Source organism: uncultured Rothia sp. (genome assembly GCF_963555405.1).
Taxonomy (GTDB): Bacteria; Actinomycetota; Actinomycetes; order Actinomycetales; family Micrococcaceae; genus Rothia.
Map to the genome: position 1 here is coordinate 151,082 of NZ_CAUVVO010000003.1, position 24,807 is coordinate 175,888.

Annotated in this window: 20 protein-coding genes; 18 read left to right on the forward strand and 2 right to left on the reverse strand. The window is 61.6% G+C overall.

Features of this window, described 5'->3' with window-relative positions; translation table 11 throughout:
* Nucleotides 1-247 precede the first annotated feature (247 nt).
* The 11 genes from rapZ to hemW all read left to right on the forward strand — a co-directional run bounded on the left by rapZ (nt 248) and on the right by hemW (nt 14,102).
* The gene (gene rapZ, locus RWL87_RS03415) at nt 248-1,162 is read left to right on the forward strand and encodes an RNase adapter RapZ (RefSeq protein ID WP_313968918.1); all 915 of its coding nucleotides are present in this window, start codon (nt 248-250) and stop codon (nt 1,160-1,162) included.
* Between the two features lie 109 nt (nt 1,163-1,271).
* A complete protein-coding gene (gene yvcK, locus RWL87_RS03420; RefSeq protein ID WP_313968919.1) occupies nt 1,272-2,324 on the forward strand; it encodes a uridine diphosphate-N-acetylglucosamine-binding protein YvcK in 1,053 nt (350 codons plus the stop codon).
* 146 nt (nt 2,325-2,470) lie between these two features.
* Nucleotides 2,471-3,436 (forward strand): DNA-binding protein WhiA, encoded by a 966-nt coding sequence (whiA, locus tag RWL87_RS03425; protein ID WP_298458649.1) that lies wholly within the window; start codon nt 2,471-2,473, stop codon nt 3,434-3,436.
* Nucleotides 3,437-3,681: 245 nt separating this feature from the next.
* Entirely contained in the window at nt 3,682-4,941 is a 1,260-nt protein-coding gene (locus RWL87_RS03430) for a ComEA family DNA-binding protein (protein WP_313968920.1), read from the forward strand.
* Nucleotides 4,942-5,006: 65 nt separating this feature from the next.
* Nucleotides 5,007-6,938: a ComEC/Rec2 family competence protein gene (locus RWL87_RS03435; RefSeq protein ID WP_313968921.1), complete on the forward strand. Its 1,932-nt coding sequence runs from the start codon at nt 5,007-5,009 to the stop codon at nt 6,936-6,938.
* 141 nt (nt 6,939-7,079) lie between these two features.
* Complete coding sequence (holA, locus tag RWL87_RS03440; protein WP_313968922.1) at nt 7,080-8,114, forward strand: DNA polymerase III subunit delta; 1,035 nt, start codon at nt 7,080-7,082, stop codon at nt 8,112-8,114.
* Nucleotides 8,115-8,129: 15 nt separating this feature from the next.
* On the forward strand, nt 8,130-8,804 hold the full coding sequence (locus tag RWL87_RS03445) for a type II toxin-antitoxin system PemK/MazF family toxin (RefSeq protein WP_313968923.1): 675 nt from the start codon (nt 8,130-8,132) through the stop codon (nt 8,802-8,804).
* 261 nt (nt 8,805-9,065) lie between these two features.
* Entirely contained in the window at nt 9,066-9,329 is a 264-nt protein-coding gene (rpsT, locus tag RWL87_RS03450; RefSeq protein ID WP_049337420.1) for a 30S ribosomal protein S20, read from the forward strand.
* A 366-nt stretch (nt 9,330-9,695) separates the two neighbouring features.
* Nucleotides 9,696-10,718 carry a PAC2 family protein gene (locus RWL87_RS03455; RefSeq protein WP_313968924.1) on the forward strand — a complete coding sequence of 341 codons (1,023 nt, stop codon included), beginning with the start codon at nt 9,696-9,698 and terminating at the stop codon, nt 10,716-10,718.
* 96 nt (nt 10,719-10,814) lie between these two features.
* Nucleotides 10,815-12,656, forward strand: a complete 1,842-nt coding sequence (gene lepA / locus RWL87_RS03460; protein ID WP_371260001.1) for a translation elongation factor 4 — start codon at nt 10,815-10,817, stop codon at nt 12,654-12,656.
* Nucleotides 12,657-12,815: 159 nt separating this feature from the next.
* Nucleotides 12,816-14,102: a radical SAM family heme chaperone HemW gene (gene hemW / locus RWL87_RS03465; protein WP_313968925.1), complete on the forward strand. Its 1,287-nt coding sequence runs from the start codon at nt 12,816-12,818 to the stop codon at nt 14,100-14,102.
* A 627-nt stretch (nt 14,103-14,729) separates the two neighbouring features.
* On the opposite strand, the gene RWL87_RS03470 is transcribed toward hemW, so the two are convergent.
* Nucleotides 14,730-15,140 (reverse strand): DUF4870 domain-containing protein, encoded by a 411-nt coding sequence (locus RWL87_RS03470; protein WP_313968926.1) that lies wholly within the window; start codon nt 15,138-15,140, stop codon nt 14,730-14,732.
* Nucleotides 15,141-15,404: 264 nt separating this feature from the next.
* Nucleotides 15,405-16,274: a DUF3097 domain-containing protein gene (locus tag RWL87_RS03475; protein WP_313968927.1), complete on the reverse strand. Its 870-nt coding sequence runs from the start codon at nt 16,272-16,274 to the stop codon at nt 15,405-15,407.
* A 227-nt stretch (nt 16,275-16,501) separates the two neighbouring features.
* Between RWL87_RS03475 and dnaJ the strand changes: the two genes are divergently transcribed.
* The 7 genes from dnaJ to RWL87_RS03510 all read left to right on the forward strand — a co-directional run bounded on the left by dnaJ (nt 16,502) and on the right by RWL87_RS03510 (nt 24,687).
* Nucleotides 16,502-17,638 (forward strand): molecular chaperone DnaJ, encoded by a 1,137-nt coding sequence (gene dnaJ / locus RWL87_RS03480; protein ID WP_313968928.1) that lies wholly within the window; start codon nt 16,502-16,504, stop codon nt 17,636-17,638.
* Between the two features lie 122 nt (nt 17,639-17,760).
* The gene (locus RWL87_RS03485; protein ID WP_313968929.1) at nt 17,761-18,534 is read left to right on the forward strand and encodes a 16S rRNA (uracil(1498)-N(3))-methyltransferase; all 774 of its coding nucleotides are present in this window, start codon (nt 17,761-17,763) and stop codon (nt 18,532-18,534) included.
* Nucleotides 18,535-18,644: 110 nt separating this feature from the next.
* Nucleotides 18,645-19,793, forward strand: a complete 1,149-nt coding sequence (locus RWL87_RS03490; protein ID WP_313968930.1) for a PhoH family protein — start codon at nt 18,645-18,647, stop codon at nt 19,791-19,793.
* A gap of 3 nt (nt 19,794-19,796) precedes the next feature.
* Entirely contained in the window at nt 19,797-20,318 is a 522-nt protein-coding gene (gene ybeY, locus RWL87_RS03495; protein WP_296704032.1) for an rRNA maturation RNase YbeY, read from the forward strand.
* 9 nt (nt 20,319-20,327) lie between these two features.
* Nucleotides 20,328-21,773 (forward strand): hemolysin family protein, encoded by a 1,446-nt coding sequence (locus tag RWL87_RS03500; RefSeq protein WP_313968931.1) that lies wholly within the window; start codon nt 20,328-20,330, stop codon nt 21,771-21,773.
* Between the two features lie 125 nt (nt 21,774-21,898).
* Nucleotides 21,899-23,056, forward strand: coding sequence for a GTPase Era (locus tag RWL87_RS03505; RefSeq protein ID WP_313968932.1), 1,158 nt, complete (start codon nt 21,899-21,901; stop codon nt 23,054-23,056).
* A 200-nt stretch (nt 23,057-23,256) separates the two neighbouring features.
* Entirely contained in the window at nt 23,257-24,687 is a 1,431-nt protein-coding gene (locus RWL87_RS03510) for an LCP family protein (RefSeq protein ID WP_313968933.1), read from the forward strand.
* Nucleotides 24,688-24,807 lie beyond the last annotated feature (120 nt).

The following is a 24,807-nucleotide window of genomic DNA, read 5'->3' on the forward strand; positions in this document are numbered from 1 at the left end:
TAGCCGGGTTCTTAGCGGGGGGCTGTACCCTCCCTAGCTCTGCCGCCCGCCTCCTTCTTGAGACCCCCGTATAGAGCATTATGCGCAAGCACTTGTGATGCCGCTTTCTTTCCTTCGGGGTTCCGTCGGGGGAGCGGCGCATATTTCTGTCATAGTGGTGAAATTTCTGACCGTACCCCTGAACCGTCAGATAAAGGTCTAGTATCATGGCATAGAGAGTATTTCGCGTCGAAGGGGAAGAAGCACCATGCCCGAGAATCAGAGCAAGCCCGCCACGGTACAGCCCGCCCAGAGTGAGGAGCGTCCTCAGATTCTGGTCATTACCGGTATTTCTGGTGCAGGCCGCAGCACTGTCGCAAATGTGCTGGAGGATGAAGGCTGGTACGTTATCGACAACATCCCGCCGCAGATGCTCGGTTCCCTGGCTGAACTGGTGACCCGCGACGGTGCACGAGTGCCGAAGGTGGCGCTCGGTATTGACGTTCGCGCCCGCGCACTGTTCTCCGATCTTCCCGCTGCGATTGAGACTCTGCGCAAGTCCGACATTGACTTCTCCATGCTCTTCCTTGATGCCAAGGACGAGACCATCATTGCCCGCTACGAGGCTCAGCGCCGCCCGCACCCGCTGCAGGGTGAGGGTCGCGTCCTCGACGGCATCCGCGCTGAGCGCACTCTCTTTGAAGGTCTGCGCCTCGCTTCTGACCGCACCATTGACACCACCGGCATGAACGTTCACGAGCTGGCTCGTACCGTGCGTGAAATGTTCGCTGAAGGTGCGGATAAGAAGCTGAACCTGACCGTGATGAGCTTCGGCTTCAAGTACGGTGCGCCGTCGGACGCTAACTACATGGCTGATATGCGTTTCATCCCGAACCCGCACTGGGTTCCGGAGCTGCGCCCCCTGACCGGTCAGGATGCCCCGGTGCGCGATTACGTGCTGGATCACCCCGGCACTGAGGAGTTCATCAGCAACTACCTTGCGGCTCTTCGCCCCGTGCTTGAGGGCTACCGCCGTGAGGGCAAGTACTACGCCACCATCGCAATTGGCTGCACCGGTGGTAAGCATCGTTCCGTGGCTGTGACGGAGGAACTGGCTCGTCGTCTCTCTGCTTTCGGTGAGCTGAACGTGAATGTTCAGCACCGTGACAAGGGCCGCGAGTAAGTTTTTCCCGGCGCGTCCCAACCACCGCGCCGTGTTTCATTAGCCGCCGTCCGGCCCCGCACACCGTGGGGCTGGCATACCATTCCTTCCGGGTATGTGAGGTATTACTATGTCCACCCATTCGACCAGTTATGACACTCAGGGTATTCCGCGCCTGCCGGCTCTGCCGACTCAGGCGTTGCGCCTGTTGAAGACCACGCACCGTTCGCCGAAGGTCACGGCGATGGGAGGTGGCCACGGTCTGTACGGTTCCCTGTCTGCGCTACGCCACGTCACGACTGATTTGACGGCTGTTGTGACGGTTGCTGACGATGGCGGTTCGTCGGGTCGTTTGCGTGAGGAGATGGGTATTCTCCCTCCGGGGGATTTGCGTATGGCGCTTTCTGCGCTGTGTGATGACACCGATTGGGGTCGCACGTGGCGTGATGTGATGCAGCATCGTTTTAGCGCGCCCGAGGGTTATGAGGGCGAGTTCCCGCTGGATTATCACGCGCTCGGTAACCTGCTGATTGCTACTCTCTGGCAGCTGCTGGATGACCCGGTTGCGGGTCTGGACTGGGCGGGTGCCCTGCTGAATGCACGCGGCCGCGTGCTACCGATGGCGCTGGATCCGATGGTCATTTACGGCACCGTGCTGCGTGAGCATAACGGCGGCGGTATTGAGCGCGTGAAGGTGACCGGTCAGGTGAACCTCTCTAAGGAGGAGCGCGTTCACGATATTGGTCTGACCCCTGAGAATGCTCGCCCCTGCCCGGAGGCGCTCTCCGCCATTGAGGAGTCCGACTGGATTGTTTTGGGCCCGGGTTCATGGCGTACGTCGGTTCTGCCGCATCTGCTGCTGGACGCTCAGCGTGAGGCGATTATCCGCACGGAGGCGCGCCGTTGCGTGGTCATGAACCTCTCCGACGATAAGGAGACGGTTGGCTTCACCCCGGCAACCCACCTGGACTTGTTGCGCCAGTACGCCCCGAAGCTGCACCTCGACGCCGTAATTGCTGACGCGGACATGCAGGCTGATCACCGTTCCGAGCTGGAGCGCGAGGCTTCTGCGATGGGTGCGAAGGTTGTGTGGGCGCATCTGCGTTCGTCCGCTCAGCCGAATGTGCACGACCCGCTGAAGCTCGCTGCTGCGTACAACGAAGCGTTTGAGCTGAGCGCATAGCGCTTCGGCTGGCGCATCCTAACGCTCAATCCTCACCGGCTTGCTTCACCGCGCGTGTGCGGTGTGAGTCCGGTTGTTGCGCGCGCCGTTCCCGCATTTCCCCGAATTTATAGACTCTTAGACACTACGCCCAGAAGGACCTGTTCATGGCATTAACCACGCTCGTCAAGGACGAACTTGCCAACTACGAGGCAACGAAAGTCTCTGCACGTAAGGCAGAAATCTCTACGATTCTGCGTTTTACCGGAGGCCTGCACATTGTCTCGGGGCGAATCGTGGTGGAGTCTGAGGTCGACCACGAGGCAACCGCCCACCGCATGCGCCGCACCATCGCCGAGATTTACGGCCACGACTCCGAGCTGACCAGCGTCAGCGGTGGTGGCCTGCGTCGAGGCGGCAGGTACATCGTGCGCGTGGATCAGGGCGGTGAGGCGCTGGCTCGCCAGACCGGTCTGCTGGATCTGCGCGGCCGCCCGGTGCGTGGCCTGCCGCCGGCCGTGGTGAACGGTTCCCTGCAGGACGCGGAGGCGGTCATGCGCGGCGCGTTCCTGGCGCACGGTTCGCTGACTGAGCCGGGTCGTTCCTCCTCCCTGGAGATTACCTGCCCCGGCCCGGAGGCGGCGCTCGCGCTGGTGGGTGCGGCTCGTCGCCTGGACATTATCGCGAAGGCGCGCGAGGTGCGCGGCACCGACCGCGTGGTGGTGCGTGACGGCGAGACGATTTCGCAGTTGCTGGAGCGTATGGGCGCGACCGGCACCCTGACCACCTGGCGTGAGGCGCGCACCCGCAAGGAGGTTCGTGCGACCGCGAACCGCCTGGCAAATTTTGATGACGCGAACCTGCGCCGTAGCGCCCAGGCAGCTGTTGCGGCGAGCGCCCGCGTGGAGCGTGCCCTGCAGATTCTCGGTCATGAGGCGCCGGATCACCTGCGCTATGCCGGTGAGCTGCGTGTGCTACATAAGCACGCTTCGCTGGATGAGCTGGGTCGTCTGGCTGATCCGCCGATGACGAAGGACGCTATTGCGGGCCGTATTCGCCGCCTGCTGGTGATGGCTGATAAGCGTGCTTCGGAGCTGGGCGTTCCGGGCACTGAGCTGCCGCGCGAGGACTAGGCGAGGACTAGATTCTGGTCTTAAACGGCGCGGACTGCGCGTGTGGCTAGGCATGTGTCCAGGCGTGTGGCTGAGGTGTTTGTGACGGTTTTATGACAAACCGAACCCCGCCGTTTTTGAACAAAAACCGCATATTTTTCAAAAATGAGCCTGTGGATGGCTTCTTTCTCGTTGCGAGAGGGGAGTTATCCACAGGTTCTTTGTTCGCGCTCGTGCGTTCGCGCGCGTGAGCCTAGGGTAGGGGTATGACGAGCATGACCCCCAACCACGAGCAGAACCACCTGCAGAACCCGAGCGCTGTACAGGACAACAGCGCTGTACCGAATAACGGTGCTGTGCAGGATAACGCACCCCAGCAGGGCGGCGCGCAGCGTAGCGCCCGCTCCCTGATGAACAGTCTCTACCGCAGCCCGCGCGCCCGCAAGAACGGTGCGCCGGATGCCGAGGACACCGTGCCGCTGGCAATCTCAACTGAGGTAACGCCCGAAGATACCGAGGCGCCGCAGGGCGAGTCCTCAGATGTTGATTTTGCGCAGCCTGAAGCTTCGCAATCTGAAACTTCTCAGCGCGGTACCGCTCAGCCTAAAGTTAGCCAGTCCGAGACTAGCCAGCCCGAGGCATCCCGCCCGGAGTCGAATGGTTGGGCTGACTGGGATCAGCAGCCCGATTGGAATGAGGTGGACGACTGGGCGGAGTGGGAGCAGGCTGATCAGCCCGGCACCACCCGCAGTACCCGTTGGGGCTTGTCGCCGCGCGTGCTGCTTCTGGTGGCGGTGTTGGCGTTGGTTGCCGTGGTGTGGGGTGTGACCCAGTTTTCGGCGGCGCCGCGTGCCGAGCAGGTCGTCTCCCCGGGCGCTTCCGCCGAGTCGGTGCAGGCGGTGGGCGCCCAGCAGAGCCCCGGTGCTCAGCCCGGCACCCAGTCCGCTGCCCAGCCGGGCGCTAACCCGAGTGAATCCGCGCCGGGTGGCGCCTCCGGTGAGGGTACCGTGCGGGTACACGTGGCGGGTGCCGTGAACAATCCCGGCGTGTACACGTTGCCCGCGCAGGGTCGTGCCGTGGATGCGATTGCCGCCGCCTCCGGTGCCGCAGCGGATGCTGACCTGGACCGCGTGAACCTTGCCGGCGCGCTCAGTGACGGGGTGCAGATTTATGTACCGCATCGTGGTGAGACGGCTGCTCCGGCGCAGATTCAGCCCAACGGTGGTACGGCGAATGCGGGTCAGGGTAACGCGGCGAATGGTGCATCTCAGGGTGGTGCCCAGCCCCAGCCTGCACGCACGCTAACTCCTGCAGGCAGCGCGCAGAAGGGCTCAACCCCGGTGAACATTAACACCGCCACCGCTGAGGAGCTGCAGACCCTGCCGCGTATTGGTCCGGCGATGGCTCAGCGCATTATTGCTTGGCGTGAGGCGCACGGCGGTTTCCGTAGCGTAGATGAGCTGGATGCGGTGCCCGGCATTGGTCCGTCGATGCTGGAGAATCTGCGTCCGCTGGTGACGGTCTAATGCCCCGGCAGAACCGCAGGCCGAACCGCCAGCAGGCAGGGGAGCGGGAGCTATTTCCCGGTAGCTTGCGCCTCACCGGGCGCTTCACCCGTTCCGCGGCTACGGCGTATGGCCGTGCCCGCTACCGCTGGAGCATCGGCGCTGAACGGTGGCGTACCCGCCGTGATGAGCAGGAGCTGCGCACCCAGGGAAGCCTCATTCACCTGGACCTTCGCCTGAGTTTTACGGTGCTGGTGCTGTGGGCTTTTACCGCGGCATCGCTGACTGTGGGCACGTGGCGGGTGGTGCATCCGCTGGCGTGTGTGCTCATTGCTCTGCTGGGGTGCCTGGCGATTCTGCTGTTCTTTCCGCCGCGTGCGGTGATGCCCTACAGCCTGCTCTTTCGCACGACCGGTCAGCTGGTTTTCCTGGCGTGTATTGTCACGGTTCAGGCGGTGCTTTTGTGCGCTACGGGGGTGGATGCATCCCGCGCCACGCTACAGCAGGCGCAGGGTGCTTCGCTTCGTCTGAATGGCACGGTGGAGCAGGTTCGCCGCGTGGATCCGCGCACTACTCTGGTGGTTATTAAGCTGGAGGAAATTCAGGGTCGGAGCGTGCGTGCGCTGGTGAATGAGCGGGTGCGCGTGTACCGGCGTGACGGTTCGGCAAAGAGCGCCGCGCAGCGCCCGGAGGCACGTTCGGCGGCTCAGCACCAGGGGAGCAGCACCGCGCGCTCGCAGGCGATCTATCCTGGCATGAAGGTGACCGCCCTCGGCACAGTGGAATTCAACGGTTCCACGGCAAAGCTGAGCGGCGCGACTATCTTTCCAGTCTCCACCTACGGTGCCGGGTCAAACACTATCACCCGGACTGCGGAGGAGCCGTACCTGTCCACGCTCAAGGAGCAGCTGCGCACCCGCGCCCTAGACACCCTCGGCACGGAGTCGGCGGCACTGGTTTTGGGCACCGCCTACGGGGACGATTCGCTGATGAGTTCCACCGCGCGGGAGGAGTATAAGCTCAGCGGGCTCAGCCATATTACGGCGGTGTCCGGGGCGAATATTGCCATTGTGTTTTTGGGCGCGTACCGGCTGGTGTTGGCGATTCGCCCGTACCGTTTCGCCAGCGCATACCTGCTGTTCCGTTCCTGCAAGCAGTGGTTGCGGGGGAGAGGCACGGCTCGTTCTCGCCGCCCTGGATACCTTCAACAACCTACCCCGCCAAATGACCACACCCTGCCGCCGCTCGTGCACCGGCTGAGCACCCTCGCCATTCCGCACCGCGTCATGGTGCTGTGCGGGGTTGCGGCGGTGCTCGCCTACGCCATGCTACTGGACTCTGAGGGTTCCGTGATTCGTTCCCTCGCCATGGGTCTGCTCGGTGCTTACGCGATGCTGCGCGGTTCGGGTCGCCAGTCCTTGGCGGCGCTGCAAACAACGGTGCTGATCTGTCTGCTTGCCGCCCCGCACCTCGCCGTGGATATGGGGTTCGCCCTGTCGGTGACGGCAACCTCCGCGCTGATTCTGCTGGGCCCGCCGCTGATTCGTCTGCTCATGCGCGTCATGCCGGTGTTCTGCGCGGAAATGCTCGCCGCGCCCATCGTGGCATCCCTGTGGTGCACCCCGCTGATTTTGGCGATGAGCGGTAAAGTACCGCTCTATTCGGTTCCGGCGAACCTGATTGCCGCTCCTTTGGCGTCGCTGAGTATGCTCGCCGGGCTGGCGGCACTCGGATTCATGCTCCTGGGTCTGCCCACTGCGGCGGATCTGTGCCTGCGTGCCGGTGGTCTTGCCGGGCAGGGCATCGAGTGGGCGGCACACACTGCCGCGCACGCGCCGGGTAACCCGTGGGAGCCCGGTTCGAGCGTCCCGGCGGTGGTCTGTAGCGCCTTCTGCGTGCTGGCGTTGAGCGTTGCCCTGTGGTGGGTGGATGCGCGCCGCTACCGTGCGGTCACGCACCGGCAGTATTTGCGGGTGGTACCGCGCACCGCGCCCGCCCATCAGCCCGCCCGTTCCTGACCGACTACCCCTAACCACCGCTAGGAGGCATCTGAGAAGAAAACGCTATGATGGATACTCGAGACTCTACCCGCGCAGCACCCCCGTGCGCAGCGGGGCCGAGTTCAGCCCGTACCCTGCAGATAAAGGCGAGTGATAAGCGTGTCCGAGCGTAAGCGTTCAACCCAGCGTGGTGGTTCCCGAGGCTACGCCCGCCGAGGCGGCCCCGCCCTCGACACCGCGTGGCGTACCGTCACCCCGGCGCCCGCCGTCATGCTCTACGGCCCCGAAGAGTACTTTGCTTCCCGCGCTGCGGCACGCCTGCGTGAGCTGTTCCGCAGCATCCACCCGGAGGTGGACCGCGTTCAGATTAACGCCGCCACCTACACGGCGGGGGAGCTGATCCTGCACGCTTCGCCCTCTCTGTTCGGTTCGGCGAAGATCATTGAGGTTGAGAACGTCGCCTCCATGAGTGATGAGTTTTTGACCGATACGCTCGCCTACCTGAACGCCCCCGAGCCGGACATCATGCTGATTTTGAACCACTCGGGCGGTAACCGCGGCAAGAAGCTCATCGACCTGGTGCGTTCCCAGTTCGTGCTCATTAACTGCAAGGCGCTCAAGACTGACCGTGAGAAGAGCGAGTTCTTGGCGGGGGAGTTCGCTACCGCTCAGCGCCCCATTACCGGCGGGGCTCTGGCGTTGCTGACGGCTGCCGCCTCCGACACCGCGGAGCTTGCCGCCGCATGCCAGCAGCTGCTCTCAGACGTACCCGGCGACATCACCGAGGAGGCGGTGAACCGCTACTACGGCGGCCGCACCGAAGTCACCGCGTTCCGCGTCAGTGATGCGGCGATTTCCGGTAACGCCCCGGAGGCTCTGCGTCTGCTCCGCCACTCCCTCGCCACCGGCACGGAGCCGATTCCGATGCTGGGTGCGCTCGCCATGCGTATCCGCAATATTGCGCGTGTGCACCACGTGCGTTTGAGCGCTAACGAGCTGGCGCGTGAGGTGGGTATGTCACCGTGGCAGGTTGAGCAGGCTCAGCGTGACGGCCGCCGTTTTACCGGCGCCCAGTTGGCGCATATTGTGCAGCTTTTGGCTGATGCGGACGCGCAGCTGAAGGGCGAGTCGCAGGACGCGGTGTATGCGGTGGAGCAGGCTGTTTTGGCGATTGCTCTACCTCCGCGCCTGTAGTGCATAATAGAGCCCATGCTCGAAATTCTGAAGAAAATTTTCTTTGCCCTGCTGCCCTTCCTGCAGAAGGCGGCAGAGGATGCCCTCAACGACGCTACTGCGTCTAAGGGCGGCTCCGAGTCCTCCCAGAAGAGTGAATCCCGCAAGGATGAATCTCGTCAGCGTGAATCTCGTCAGGGTGAGGCTCGTACCTCCAGCTCTTCGGCGCCCAAGCCGAGCGCCCCGAAGCCTTCCTCGGCAAAATCCTCGGCACCTAAGCCTTCCGCACCGGCTTCGACCGGCGCATCCGACGGTTCGGATTACCCGGGCGATTACCGCGACATGATTAACTTTGAGTACTCGCCCTCCCTGGATGGCGACGCTGACCCGGGTGAAATCGTGTGGACGTGGGTTCCCTTCGAGGAGGACCACTCGCAGGGTAAGGACCGCCCGGTGCTTCTGGTGGGTCGTGACGGTGAGTACCTGCTGGCGCTGATGATGACCAGCAAGGATCACAATAACCGTGAGCACGCTGATCCGAACTACCTTGATATTGGTTCGGGTCCGTGGGATCCGCAGGGCCGCGCTTCTGAGGTGAAGCTGAACCGTGTGATTCGTGTTCGCCCGGATTCGATGCGCCGTGAGGGCGCGATTATGCCGGAGGATACGTTCCGCCTGATTGAGCGTGCGTGGACTCGCCATAACGGCTAACACCCTGTGCCGGTAGTTTCACCGGCGACCGGCGCCGATTATCTGCGCCGGATGTGGAGGCTGCGTGTAGCGGTTTTCACAGTATTTTTCTCTCCGCGGGGGTCTGTCGTGGAGGCTGTTCATCTGGTATTATGTGTGGTTGAGTGTCCGATGGTCATCGGGCACTGCTGGCCGGTTGCCATAGGCATCCCCACGCCGCTCAGTCGATGATCGGCCAGCGTCGCCCTCACCGACCAATAAGACAAAACAGAAAGTTTAATTGTGGCTAACATTAAGTCTCAGAAGAAGCGTATCCTCACCAACGAGAAGGCTCGCCTGCGCAACAACATTGTAAAGTCCGAGCTGAAGACCGCGACCCGCAAGGTCAAGGCTGCTGTTGAGGCACAGAACCAGGAAGCTGCTGTTGAGGCTCTGCGTTTTGTGAATCGTAAGCTGGACAAGGCTGTTTCCAAGGGTGTTCTGCACAAGAAGACCGCTGCAAACAAGAAGTCCGGTCTTGCTACGCTGGTAAACAAGGCTTTCTAAAACTTGCGGGGTACCTAAGTACCTCTCTGGTTTAAGGGCAGAGACCCCCTGTGTTCCCCCTCCTCTAAGGGGAACGCAGGGGGTCTCTTTATGCCCAATTCTTGGTACGGATTCCCTGCCCAGATTCGGGGAGGCGCCCGCCCGGTGACGAAACCGCTTGCGGGTCGCGCGGGAGCCCGTATAGTGGGAACTATCGGCGGTACCGCACACCGCCCGCACCCTAAGCAATAACGCCGTACACAGCGCTACGAACGGAACCGGGGGAGCGAGCACCGCCGATACACACCACACAACCACCGATGGTTTACCGGGAACTTTCCATACACCCCATGTACCCGGTGAACCGACCACGAGCTAAGGACAATGATGAGCCAGCCGAACTTCCCTCCCGCCCGACTTTTTGACGCTTTCGCCAAGCCCGCCTCCACAGAACAGCCCGCGAAGAAGGGCCTGCTCGGCAAGCTGGGCCTGGGCGAATCCTCCGAGGAGGACAACTACACGACCGTCATGCTGGTCGGTTTCAACTCCGCGAAGGAACCCCCGGGCAACGGTGAGGACGCCCTCGACGTGATTCACCGCGCGTTCGACCCGTGCGACGAGAGCCCCGGCTTCGACATGGACGACTTCTACGACTATGCTTCCGTCGCCCCGCAGCTGCAGAACAGCGACGACTCCGAATCCACGGTTCTGGTGTGGCCCAAGATGTTCTACAACATGGTCACCATCCCGGAGCGCCGCCTGCGCCTGCTCGTGGTGACCGGCCCCGCCCCCAGCCTGTGCCTGCGGCGGTTCATGACCCGCTTCTTCAAGTACGTGAAGAAGCTCCACGTGGACCACGCAATCTTCGTTGAAACCTTTGAGGATCAGGTGGCGCACACCCGCCCGTACCCGTACACGTTGACCACTCACGACGAGAAGCTGGCGGCTATCCCCGGTATTCTGCACGAGTATTTCACCGGTTCTACCTCGGTGACGATGGCAATGTCTGCGCTCGCCGCTGAGCACGGCCTGTCCTCCTCGGTCATGCTGCGTATGAGCATCCCGGGGTATCTGAGCTTTGACCAGCAGAACCCGCGCGCGGTCGTGAGCCTGATCGAGGCGCTGGAAGTCATCCTCGGCATCAAGGTCGACTCTGAGGAGTACGACCGCCTGCGCACCCACGCTGATGAGTGGGAGGCGGAACTCGCCGAAGAAATGGCGAAGGACTACGAGAAGGTCGAGCTGGTGCGTGAGATTGAGCAGAAGATGGATTCGACTCTGCGCACTGTCTCCGGTGAGGTGATTGCCGAGGATATTGAAGGCTACCTGGATTCCCTCAGCGGCGCCTCCGAGGGCGTAAACCCTGCCGATGATGGTGCGGATTCCGCGGAGGATTCTTCGGAGCGCTAGGTCCGTTCGCACATATGGCGCGGGTATGGGAAAATGATAGGTAACTATGCCCATACCCGCAGCCAGCATCTCGAAAGGATGATGTGATTGGCACCCATGTCGAAGAACCCGCCCGTTCCGGCGGCGACCGACCCCGCGATTATTCGCAATTTCTGCATTATCGCCCACATTGACCACGGTAAGTCCACCCTCGCAGACCGTATGCTGCAGGCCACCGGCGTGGTTGCCCCGCGCGATATGAAGGCGCAGTACCTGGACCGCATGGACATTGAACGTGAACGCGGCATCACCATTAAGTCTCAGGCCGTGCGCATGCCCTGGGATGTTGACGGCACCTCCTACGCGCTGAACATGATTGACACCCCCGGCCACGTGGACTTCACCTATGAGGTGTCCCGCTCCCTGGCCGCGTGTGAGGGTGCGCTTCTGCTCGTGGACGCCGCCCAGGGTATTGAGGCTCAGACCCTGGCGAACCTGTACCTGGCGATGGAGAACGACCTGACCATCATCCCGGTGCTGAACAAGATTGACCTTCCCGCGGCTCAGCCTGATAAGTACGCTGAAGAGCTGGCGAACCTGATTGGTTGCGAGCCGGACGAGGTTCTGCGCGTATCGGGTAAGACCGGTGAGGGTGTTGAGGCTCTACTGGACCGTATTGTGGAGGCGATTCCCGCCCCCCAGGGTGACGCATCCGCCCCGGCGCGTGCCATGATTTTTGACTCGGTGTACGACTCGTACCGCGGCGTGGTCACCTATGTGCGTGTTGTGGACGGTAGCCTGCAGCCGCGTCAGAAGATTAAGATGATGTCCACCGGCGCTGAGCATGACCTGCTCGAAATCGGCGTGATTTCCCCTGAGCCTGTCCCGTCGAAGGGCCTGGGCGTGGGCGAAGTGGGTTACCTCATTACCGGCGTGAAGGACGTCCGTCAGTCCCGTGTGGGTGATACCGTCACCTCCGCCGCGAAGCCTGCGCAGGAGTCCCTGGGTGGTTACGAGGACCCCAAGCCGATGGTGTTCTCTGGCCTGTTCCCGATTGACGGTTCGGACTACCCGGCGCTGCGTGACGCGCTGGATAAACTGAAGCTTAACGATGCCGCGCTGATTTACGAGCCGGAGACTTCTGCCGCTCTGGGCTTCGGTTTCCGCTGTGGCTTCCTGGGTCTGCTGCACCTGGAGATTGTGCGTGAGCGCCTGGAACGCGAGTTCAACCTGGACCTGATTTCGACCGCGCCGAACGTTATTTACGACGTGGTGGATGAGGCCGGTAACGCTAAGCGTGTGACCAACCCGAGCGAATTCCCCGAGGGTAAGGTCGCGACGATTCGCGAGCCCATGGTGGCGTGTACGATTATTGCCCCGAGCGAGTACATTGGCGCGATTATGGAGCTGTGCCAGGCTCGCCGCGGCCAGATTGGCGGCATGGATTACCTGTCCGAGGATCGTGTGGAGATGCGTTACCGCCTGCCCCTGGCGGAGATCGTGTTCGACTTCTTCGATCAGTTGAAGTCCCGTACCCGCGGTTACGCGTCACTGGACTGGAAGTTCGACGGTGAGGAAGAGGCTGACCTGGTGAAGGTCGACATCCTGCTGCAGGGTGAGAAGGTGGATGCGTTCAGCGCCATTACTCACCGCGATAAGGCGTACTCGTACGGCCTGATGATGACTTCTAAGCTGCGTGAGCTGATTCCTCGTCAGCAGTTTGAGGTGCCGATTCAGGCGGCTATCGGTTCGCGTATTATTGCCCGCGAGAATATTCGTGCGATGCGTAAGGACGTTCTTTCGAAGTGTTACGGTGGCGATATTTCGCGTAAGCGTAAGCTGCTGGAGAAGCAGAAGGAAGGCAAGAAGCGCATGAAGATGGTTGGTCGTGTGGAGGTTCCTCAGGAAGCCTTCATTGCGGCACTGTCTTCGAGCGAGGAGAAGGAAAAGAAGAAGTAGCCTTTCGCTGCTGTAGCTTTTCCGGCTGTGTGCTGACCTGTTGATTGTGGAGAACCCGGCTGGTGCCTCGTGTACCGCCGGGTTCTCTGCACGCTGTCTGTTGATGCCACCCGCCATATTATTGATTCACGACCCGTACACCCACTTCCAGGAGGCAGAATGCCCGCCCAGCCCACCGGCGACCCCGCACCCCGCGACGGGCGCATCCCCGCCACCAGCGCGGCAGGATGCGAAACCCGCGACTTCAGCCTCTACGTACACATCCCCTTCTGCTCCGTACGCTGCGGCTACTGCGACTTCAACACCTACGCCACCGAAGACTTCGGCGACGGCATCGGCCTCGGCACCTATGCCGACGACGCCATCGCAGAAATCCTCTTCGCCGCCCGCACCCTCGAGGCATCCGGCGTCGCAAAACGCCCCATGCACACCGTCTTCTTCGGCGGCGGCACCCCCACCAAACTGCCCGCCCGCGACCTCGTACGCATCCTGCAGGCAGCCATCGACGTATTCGGCCTCGTCGAGGGCGCAGAAGTCACCACCGAAGCGAACCCCGACTCCGTCACCCGCGAAGACCTGCAGACCCTCAAGGATGGCGGCTTCACCCGCGTTTCCTTCGGTATGCAGTCCGTCGTGCCCGAGGTGCTGCAGGTGCTCGACCGCACCCACACCCCCTCGAACGTGCCGAAGGTCGTTGCTTGGGCTAAGGAGGTCGGCCTGCAGGTTTCCGTGGACCTGATTTACGGTTCGCCGGGGGAGACCCTGCAGCAGTGGGAGCAGAGCGTGCGCGCCGCGATTTCCTACGAGCCGGACCACATTTCTGCGTACTCGCTCATTGTGGAGGACGGCACGAAGCTTGCCGCGCAGATTCGCCGCGGCGAGTACACCATGCCCGACGAGGACCTCATGGCAGACATGTACCTGCTCGCCGAGGAGCTGCTCACCGAAGCCGGCTACCAGTGGTACGAGGTGTCCAACTACTCGCGCAGCGAGGACACCCGTAGTGACCACAACCTCGCCTACTGGCGCAACCAGGACTGGTGGGGCATCGGCCCCGGTGCGCATTCGCACGTGAACGGCACCCGCTGGTGGAACGTGAAGCACCCGGTGCCATACGCGCAGAAGGTGCGTGCGGGGGAGTCCCCGGCGGCGGCACGTGAGGTGCTGGACACCGCCACCCGTGCTTTTGAGACGATTATGCTCATGATCCGTGTGCGTGAGGGTTTGGCGATGCGCGAGCTACTCGCCGTACACGACGAGACGCAGCTGGGTGCCTCCCTACGCTGGCTGGTTTCTCAAGCTCTGATTGAACCTGATGCTTTGAATTCTCAAGCTGAACCTGACCCTGAATCCCACGTGCGACTAACCCTCAAGGGTTGCCTGCTGGGCGATGCGGTCACCCGTGAGCTGCTCCCGGAGGTCTCGGAAGAGCACGAGGAGCACTAAGAAGCATTGGTCTGACAAGGGGCTTTTCAATCTGAGTGGCATGCTGGCGCAGGTCTGTCGCAGCTCCACTTGGGCGCCGTCCCTGCCGCCGCCTGCACGCGGCGTACACCCCGGGATTGCCGTAATATTTCGGTGATTTCGGGGTGTTTTCGTGGGTTCAGAAAAACTTTTAAAAAAATTTTTCGGGGCTGTTTGGGGGAGCTTCAGGGGAGCGCCAGACCTTACACCGGCGTGCTAATTGTTCGCATTTGTGCTGGACTAGCTGAAAGAATTTTCCACTCTTTCGTACTACTTTTAGAGTTCGTATTTTTCGAATACTTTCCTGAGAAAAAATTTTCCAAAACACCCAATTTCAAGTTGTGGTTGAAGGTTACGCTGTGCCATAATAGGTCATGGCAGGACGGTATATGTCTAACAGCGTGTTCTCGTCTTTGCTGAAGTTGAGTGAATACGGTTGTGGGCTCCTGGTAACAGGGGCCCACGATCGTTTAACAACGATTATCTACAGCACCATTCGGTAGAGTTTGCGGCAATTCACGCGCACTGGGCAAAGAAGCCCCACTTAAACGTAGAACGCCCCGCACACAACGTGCGGGGCGTTCATCGTAAAAGCTATCAGCGCGATTCTTAGGAATCAGCGTTATCGGTGGAGTAGAAGCGGTCCAGCAGACGCGGGTTAATGCGGTAGCTGTACGGCTCGCCGCGGTTCACCTCAATGCCGGCGCGCAGCGACGCAACAGCCATGAACAGCCACACGAGCGCGCCCAGAACCATGGCAATGTTGCCCATGCCGGGCAGGAACGACACAACCCACAGCGCCACCAGAGCAATGGAGGGCAGGAGGGTGAAGTTCATTGCCTCGCGAGCTTCCTGCTCTGCGAAGGGCGCGTTATTGCGGCTGACGTAGAAAACCGCTGCGGAGGGGATGATGCCGAGAATACCGCCGAAATGCGCGAGAGTCGCACGGTTGCGGTCCTGAATCACGCTAATCTTACGGGTTTTCTGAGGCCCGGTTGCCGGGCGAACATCGTTAGTCACGAAAATCCTGGTTCGATAGAAGTTTCTTGTGGTGATCACCTAAGCCGGTGGAAATACCCTCCGAAGAGGCAAATCGTTTGAGCGGTGGTGACCTAAGAGTGTAGTGAGGGTGCAACATAAACCCACAGGGGCAATGCCACACGCTCAACTATTGTACCGCTTTAGGGAACAAAACCCACAGGATAATGCCCTCGCGGGAAAGGTTCTGAGCAAACTCACACCTGCGCCCGCAGACGGGGGCGCAATAGCGGATTTCGGGCGCGGTTAGACGCCCGGCTCGGTGAGAAAATCGATGAGCGATTCGACCGGACCGAGCAGCGTCGGATCCAGGTCAGCGTAGGAGTCAACGCGGGAGAGAATATGCTTCCACGCCTGCGCCACATCCGCTTGCGTTTCGTGCGGCTGACCCAGGCGACGCAGCGTGCCCTTCTTGAAGTCCTCGCCGCGCGGCACCTGCGGCCACGCCTTCAAACCCAGCACCGAGGGCTTGACCGCCTGCCAAATATCAATAAACGGGTGGCCCACGATCTTCACGTGCCCGGCGGCACCCGGCACGGCAAGCGCCTCCGCGACGATGCGCTGCTCTTTCGTGCCCTCAATCAGATGGTCGACCAGAATACCCAGGCGGCGGCCCGGGCCCGGCGCGAACTCACGAATGGCACCGGCAAGGTCATCTACGCCGTGCAGCGGTTCCACGACAATGCCCTCAACGCGCAGATCGTGGCCCCAGACCTTCTCCACGAGCTCGGCGTCGTGCAGACCCTCAACCCAGATGCGGGAGGCGCGCGCCACCCGAGCCGGGGCGTTCTTCACCGCAATAGAACCAGAACGAGAAATCGTGCGCTTGGGCTCCTTCGCCGCCACCGGGGCAACAATCTCGACGGGCTCACCCTCAATCAGGTAGCCCGGACCCAGCGGAAAATTCTTCACGCGGCCCTTCGCGTCCTCCAGGCCGAAGAAGAGTGCACCGCCGATGCGTTCAGCCTTCACGACCTCGCCCACCCAGCCGTTAATATCCTCAATCAGCAGGCCGCGCTGCAGCGGAACCTTACGCGGAGGCGGCGCCTGGCGGCTCATGCGGGCGGCGTTTAGATCCTGGGCACCCCAGCCGTAGGGGGAGTGGTGGGTACTCAACGTATTCTCCTTCGGGGCAATCTTCGCAGGCGGTAGGGGCACAGATACGGTAGGTCTACGGAGCCGATTTCAGGGGCGCGCGCCGCAGATTAAGCGGATAGCGGGAGCGAGCCCCTTTCAGCCTAGCCATTGTATCGGGTCGGGGGTAGTATCCCCTAGAATTGATACGACCATTGTTGGCGGTGCACTCATCGAGCACCGCCATCGTCTCGAGAGGAAGGAAACGCATGAGCCACTACGATACTCTCGGCGTATCGAAAGACGCCAGCCCCGAAGAGATCAAGAAGGCGTACCGAAAGAAGGCACGCCAGCTGCACCCCGACGTGAACCCCTCCGAGGACGCAGCCGAAGAATTCAAGCGCGTCACTCTCGCCTACGAGGTGCTCTCCGACCCTGAAAAGCGCCGCAACTACGACACCACCGGCGACGAACAGGGTCGCGCAGGCTACCCCGGAGGCGGTGGCTACCCGGGCGGCGGATTCAGCGGCTTCGGCGGTTTTGAGGACCTGCTGAACATGTTCACCGGCGGCGCGGCAGGTGCCCGCGGTCCCGCATCCCGCACCCGCCAGGGCCAGGACGACCTGATTACCGTCTCCATCACCCTGGAAGAAGCCGTTTTCGGTGTTGAGAAGACCATTGAGCGTCGCTCCGCCGTGACCTGTAAGTCCTGTAACGGTGAAGGCACCGCAGAAGGCACCCAGCCCGAAACCTGCACCACCTGCTCCGGCCACGGCTTCATGCAGCGCCGCGTGCAGTCCATCCTCGGTACCGTCATGCAGCAGGTTGAATGCCCCGACTGCCACGGCTACGGCACCGTCATCAAGACCCCCTGCGCCGAATGCCACGGTCAGGGCCGCGTGCGCGAAGACGTTCCGCTGACCTTTAACGTCCCCGCCGGCGTGCACGACCAGGCGCGTATCCGCCTGCGCGGCAAGGGCGAGGCAGGCCTGTACGGTGGCCCCAACGGCGACCTGTACATTGACCTGAACGTCAAGCGCGACAAGTACTTCAGCCGCGAGGGCGACAACCTGGTCACCACCGTCAACATCCCCATGGCTGCGGCGGCACTGGGCACCACCATTCCGCTGAAGACATTCGACGGCGACCAGGAAGTCAACATTCCCGCCGGCACTCAGAGCGGTGACGTGATCACCCTCAACGGCCTGGGCGCAACCGTGCTCGGCACCGAACGACGCGGCGACCTGCTCGTACGCGTTCAGGTGGTCACCCCCACCGACATGACCGAAGAACAGCGTGAACTGCTGCGCCAGTTCGCGGCACTGCGCAACGAGCCGCTGAACGAAGGCGCGCAGGTTAAGCAGCGCGGCGGTCTCTTCTCCCGCCTGAAGGACCAGTTCAAGTAGGATCCCTACACCAAGCTCAGGATGCGGCGGGTGCGGTACTCAACCCGCACCCGCCGCTTTCCTGTCAGTACCACGCACCCACACACTACCCGAGCTTTCAAACCGCACCCTCAAGGAGAACCATGAGCGCCCCCATCTTCTACATCAGCACGGAAGAATACGACGCACTCACCCCCGGCGCCGTCCACGCGCTCGGCGGCTCCGAAGGCAAGCACGCCCTCGTCAAGCGCCTTGAGCTCGGCGAACGCATCGACCTGGGTGACGGCACCGGCCGCCGCGCACTCGGTACGGTCGCCTCCATCAACACGGACGGCGTGAGCGTGCAGGTGCAGGAACTGAGCGAGGAACGTAGCGTGCCCTCCATCTACCTGGTGCAGGCGCTCGCAAAGGACGGCCGCGACCTGCTCGCCATCGAGACGGCGACCGAGCTGGGCGTGTACGGCGTGCTGCCGTGGAGTGCGGACCGTTCGATTGTGCGGTGGAAGGGGGAGCGCGCCTCCAAGGCACACACCAAGTGGCAGAACACGGTGACCGCCGCGGCGAAGCAGTCGCGCCGCGCGCTTATTCCCGAGGTGTACGACCTGTACAGCACTACCGACCTGGTGGAACTCATCGAAGAAGTTGCCGGTGATGAGCAGTCCGCCGCCGTGTTCATCCTGCATGAGCAAGCGACCGAACGCCTCAGCGCCCTGGCACGCAAGCTCGTCGAGGCAGAGAACCTGCCCGAAGAAATCTACCTGCTCGTCGGACCCGAAGGCGGCATTAGCGACCGCGAAGTGCAGCTCTTCACCGACGCCGGCGCGCAGCTGGCACTGCTCGGTGACGAGGTGCTACGTTCCTCCACCGCCGGATCTGCCGCCATGTGCACCCTGAACGTGGTGCTGGGCCGCTGGTAGAGCGCTGCCGCTAAACCCGGCCGGTAAAACCCAACTGCTGGAACCCGGCCGGGGCGTGACGCATCACACCCATCTATACTTGTAAATACATCACTAGCCAAGGAGCCCATATGACTACCTCCCGACCTCTGTCGACCGCGCGCACCGTATCTTTCAAGAGCGCCGCAGAGATGATTGCCGTGCTCGGCCCGCAGGACGCGCACCTGAGCATCATCGAGGATTACTTCGAGCAGATTAGCCTGCGTCCCAAGGACCTGGACGTGCTCATCACCGGCCCCTCCGAGGCCGTCAACACCGCCGCTAAGCTGCTGAACGAGCTGCGCGTGCTCTCCAGCCACGACACGCAGATTACTGTGCAGGTCATTCACCGCCTCATGGGCATGCTCGGTGACGAACTGAGCAACCCGGCGCACTCGCTGTCCACCAGCATTCTGTCTACCCGCGGCACCACGATTCGCCCCAAGACCATTAACCAGAAGAAGTACGTGGACGCTATCGACGCGAACACCGTGATCTTCGGTATCGGCCCGGCGGGTACCGGTAAGACCTACCTCGCCATGGCGAAGGCTGTGCAGGCACTGCAGAGCCACGAGGTGAACCGCATTATCCTCACCCGCCCCGCCGTGGAAGCTGGCGAGCGTCTGGGCTTCCTGCCCGGCACCCTCAACGAGAAGATCGACCCGTACCTGCGCCCGCTCTACGACGCACTGCACGACATGCTCGAGCCCGAAACCATCCCCAAGCTCATGGAGGCGGGCACCATTGAGGTCGCACCGCTGGCGTACATGCGCGGCCGTACCCTCAACGACGCGTTCATCATCCTCGACGAGGCACAGAACACCACCGCCGAGCAGATGAAGATGTTCCTGACCCGCCTGGGCTTCGGCTCGAAGATGGTCATCACCGGTGACATTACGCAGGTTGACCTGCCCGGTGGTGCCGCATCCGGTCTGAAGCAGGTGCGCAACATTCTGCAGGGTGTGGAGGATATTCATTTCAGCATCCTGGAATCCTCTGACGTGGTGCGCCATACCCTGGTGTCGAACATTGTGTCCGCCTACGATCAGTGGGGCGAGGACCAGAAGGCAATGGAACGCAAGCGCAACCGCAAGGTCAAGCGCGCCACCATCGAGGCGGCAGCCGAGAAGCTCCTGGACCGCGCCGGCATTAACGGCGGCTCCGAAAAGAACGCTGAAAAGAACGCCGCGCAGAACCAGGCAAACTCCGACAACGCACAGACCACCCCGGAAGGACGCTAAACGGTGGCAGAGATCGAATTCGACTGTGAAGAACCCGCAACCGGTGCCGATCCGGCAACCGATGCCTTCGTCCGTGAATCTTTCGAAGCGGTAGATACCGAGGTGCTGACCCGCCTCGTCGAGCACGCCTTCAAGCGCATGCACCTTGCCGATGACACCTACCTGTCCATCGCGATTGTGAACGAAGACGAGATGGAACGCGTGCACATCGAGTGGATGGACTTGCCCGGCGCCACTGACGTGATGAGCTTCCCCATGGACGAGCTGGAACCGGGAACCCCCGAAAACCCCTCCAGCGGCATGCTCGGCGACATCATCCTCTGCCCGCCCGTTGCCGCACGTCAGGGCGCAGACGCGGGCCACAGCACCCTCGATGAGCTGTGCCTACTCACCACCCACGGCATTCTGCACTGCCTCGGCTACGATCACGGCACCGCCGAAGAGGAAGCCGAAATGTTCGGCATTCAGCGTTCCATCCTCGAAGAGTTCCTGGGCCGACCCGCACCGGTCGAAACCCGACACTAGGGGAGCGGCGTGGATATTCTACTTACAGCCCTCCTCGCCGTTCTTGCGCTCTGTCTGACCGTGGTCGCGGCAATCGCCGAAACCGCGTTCACCTACCTGCCACACAACGAGGCGGAAGAAGCCGTGGAGGCACACCCGGACACCCTCGGCGCACGCGTCCTGCAGCGCACCCTCGACGGTGACTCCGAGGCGTACACGCACCCGCTGCGCCTGACCCGCCTCATTGCGGCAGCCGCCGCGGTGCTCGCCACCATGACCTGCCTGCTGAACCTGGTCGAGGTGCACGCGCTCGCCGCCGTGCTGACCCTCGTAATCGTTGCGCTGGTGGGTTACCCGATTCTGCACGTGCTGGCACGCGCTCTGGGACGTAACCGCCCGGTCGCGTCGATTCGTGTGCTGGCTCGCCCGGTGCACTACCTGTCGGTTCTGCTGAGCCCGGCGACCGGTCTGCTCGATAAGTTCAGTGTGCGCCTGGCGCCGGAGCGTTCGGCTGAAGCCCCGGTCGGTGTGTTCGATGAGGAGGAACTGCGCGAGTTCCTGGACCGCGCCTCCGACGCTGAGACCATTGAGGATGACGAGGCGCAGATGGTGCAGTCCGTCTTTGAGATGGACGATACCCGCATCCGTTCGCTCATGGTTCCGCGTACCGACATGCTGACCGCCAGCCGCGACACCACTCTGCGTGAGGCGCTGAGCCTGTTCCTGCGTTCGGGTTATTCGCGTATGCCGGTGATTGGTGATTCGAGCGATGAGATTCTGGGCGTGCTCTACCTGAAGGACGCGATGCGCGCCTTCATCCTGCACGGTGAGGCCCCCGCGGGTACCGCCCTGCCGACCGTGGTTGAGCTGATGCGTCCGGCTCGTTTTGAGCCTGAGTCGAAGCGCGCCATGGACCTGCTTCGTGAGATGCAACGCGAGTCCACGCACGTGGCAATCGTGGTTGATGAGTACGGCGGAACCGCCGGTCTGATTACTCTTGAGGACCTCATTGAGGAGCTGGTCGGCGACATCTCTGACGAGTACGACCACGAGCGCCCCGAGTACACGCTGAACGATGACGGCACGTTCCGTCTGTCGGCTCGTCTGGGCATTGATGAGCTGGGTGAGATTTTCGGTCGTGAACTCGAGGATGAAGATGTTGATACGGTGGGCGGTCTGCTCGCTAAGCATCTGGGTATGGTGCCGATTGTTGGTTCTGAGATTGAGATTGACGGCATTCATATTCGTGCGATTGGTTCGTCGGGCCGCCGCCACCAGGTGGATATGCTGCAGGCGTGGTACGAGCCGCCTTGTGATGAGCAGGAGGGCACTGAGGGTTCCCCGGAGGATGAAACCGCCGATGCTCTCGCCCTGGACACTGAGCCGCCGGCGGTGGCGGACCCGCACCCGCATCCGGGTCTTCCGGGAGATACCGCAGAGGCTGAACCTGCCACCGATAAGCACGGCAACCGCTAAATATCGAACATAGACGCCGCATCATCCCATACACACTTTGAGCCAGCCGCCCCGCCCCGAAGGCGCACGGTAGATGAGTCTGGCACCCCACACACCCCGCACGGGGTTTGATAAGGAGAAACACAATGGACCAGGAGTACACCCCGCTCGATTTGAGCACTCTGGACTTGAGCACCCCGTTGCCGACTTACCCGAAGGATTTCCGTTCGGGTTTTGCGTCGCTGGTGGGCCGCCCGAATGCGGGTAAGTCCACTCTGACGAACGCTATGGTTGGCCAGAAGGTGGCTATCACCTCGAACCGTCCGCAGACGACCCGCCACACGATCCGCGGTATTGTGCACAAGGACGAGTACCAGCTGATTCTGGTGGACACCCCCGGTATTCACCGCCCCCGCACTCTGCTGGGTGAGCGTCTGAACGACCTGGTGGCAAGCACCCTTTCGCAGGTGGATGTGCTGGGCTTCTGCATTCCGGCGAATGAGAAGATTGGCCCGGGTGACCGCTACATTGCGTCGCAGCTGGTGGCGTCGAGCAATAAGCCGGTCGTCGCGATTGTGACGAAGGCTGACACCGTGAGCTCTGAGGAGTTGCGTGAGCAGCTGCTGGCTGTTGAGGCACTCGGCGAGGAGGTCATGAGCGCTGAGCGCGCGGCTCGTGCTAAGCGTGCCGCGCATCGTGCGAAGCAGAAGGGTAAGGGCCCCAAGGGTAAGGGCGGCAAGAATGATACTGTGCCTTTCGCGAAGGGTTCGGGCCCTGCGGCTAAGCGCCGTGCGGGTGAGGTTTCTGAGCCGATGCCGGTTGACGGTAAGGGCGGCTGGGCTGCGATTATCCCGGTGTCTGCTGTGAAGCATTTCCAGGTGGATGCGGTCGCTGACCTGCTGGCGCAGTACACTCCGCTGTCGCCGCCGCTGTACCCGGAGGGTGAGCTGACCGATGAGCCGGAGGCAACCCTCATTGCGGAGCTGGTGCGTGAGGCTGCTCTGGAGGGTGCGCGTGAGGAGCTGCCCCACTCGATTGCTGTGACGGTTGAGGAGATGGAGTTCCGTGAGGGCCGCCCGGCGGATAATCCGCTGCTGGATGTGCACGTGAACCTGTTTGTGGAGCGTGAGTCGCAGAAGTACATCATTATCGGTAAGGGTGGCTCGAATCTGCGCAAGATTGGTACGAAGGCTCGTGAGCAGATTGAGGCGATGCTGGGTACCCGCATTTACCTGAATATTCATGTGAAGGTTGCGAAGGAATGGCAGTCTGACGCGCGTGCGTTGAACCGCCTGGGATTCTAGTAGCTTTCCTGAGCGCATCGCCCTGAGAGGCAACCCTGAGCGGTTGCCCTTGGGGGCGGTCGCGCATCCCTAGTTTTCACCCGGTGGCTTGCACTAATGTGTGCTTGCCTCCGGGTGAAACTTTTCACTCTCATTCGGCGCTCATAGGGAAGAGTGTTACTCTGAGAAAGCACTTGCTCACCGGCAGAAAGAGAAAAGGTATGCCCCAGGCACCTCGTTTACGAAGCACTGGTCGTCATATGCGCACGACGGTGCTGACTTCAAACCGCAATAAGTGGATTGCTCTGCTTACCGCGTGCATGCTCGTCATTGTTGTTGGCTTTGGTGGCGTGTTGGCTCTGCGTATGCGCAATAATTTGCATACTCAGGAGCTGAACATCAGCAATTACAAGGATGGCCTGGAGAACGGCGCCTTGGACATTCTCGTGATTGGTTCCGATACCCGTAAGGGTAATAACGGCGCGTACGGTAATGAGGATGACCGCAATTCTGAGGCTCGCGCGGACGTGATGATGCTTCTGCAGATCAGCAAGGACCGCAAGAACGTGAGCGTTCTGTCGTTCCCGCGTGACTTGATGGTTGATGTGCCGCAGTGTACTGACCCTGAGAGCGGCACCGTGTACCCGGCTGAGGAGAACGTTCAGATTAACGAGTCTCTGTCTCGCGGCGGTGCCGGTTGTACTGTGGCGACCATTAGCAAGCTGACCGGCGTGAATATTGACCACTTTATGCTGGTGGACTTTAACGCTGTGAAGGAGCTGTCGAAGGTTGTTGGCGGCGTTCAGGTTTGTGTGGACGCTCCGATTGATGACGAATACAGCGGTCTGAAGCTTCCTGCGGGTACTTCCACTGTTGAGGGTGAGCAGGCTCTTGCATTCTTGCGTAGCCGCCACGGCTTCTCGGATGGCTCCGATATTGGTCGTATTCAGGCTCAGCAGGGCTTCTTGTCTTCGCTGCTGCGTAAGGTGAAGAGCGAGGGTACTCTATCGAATCCGGGCCGTCTGATTAATATTGCTGAGGCGATTACTCAGAACGTGACCGTGGATAAGAACCTGGGTAATATCAGCACTCTGGTGGGTGTTGGTGCGACTCTCGGTGGCGTGGACCTGTCGAATGTTGTGTTTGCGACGGTGCCGACTGAGCCGTGGAGCCAGGATGAGAACCGCCTGCAGGTTTCTGCGGATGCTGCGAATGTGTTCCAGCGTCTGCGTGACGATAAGTCGCTGAAGGAGGAGAAGGCTCCGGCTACTTCTGCCGCTCCGGTTCAGCTGGATCATACGGTTCCGGTGAACGTGTACAACGCGACCGGCCTGGATGGTCGCTCGGCTACGATCGCTTCGGTGATTGAGGGCCTGGGCTACACGAATGTTACTCCGGGTACTTCCGCTAACCCGACGAACTTCACCACTGTGTTCTACTCGTCCGGTTACGAGGCTGAGGCGAAGGAGATCGCCGCGAAGCTGAACGTGACCCGCGTGGTGGCGACCGAAGAGGTTCAGGGCGTGTCGGTAACGATCGGTACTGACTTCCCGTCCGGTGAGGCGATGGAGAAGCAGGAGGCTGCGATTGCGGGTAACGCGACCGGTCAGACTGCTGATCAGAATAAGTGCCAGACTGCTTTCGCCTACTAGGTTGTAGCTAGTAGGGCATAGCGCAGATGCGTGAATAGCGAATGAAGGGGCGTAGCGCCAGGAATGGTGGCTACGCCCCTTCGTCGTTAATTCTCGCCGGTAATTCTTTCCAGATGATGG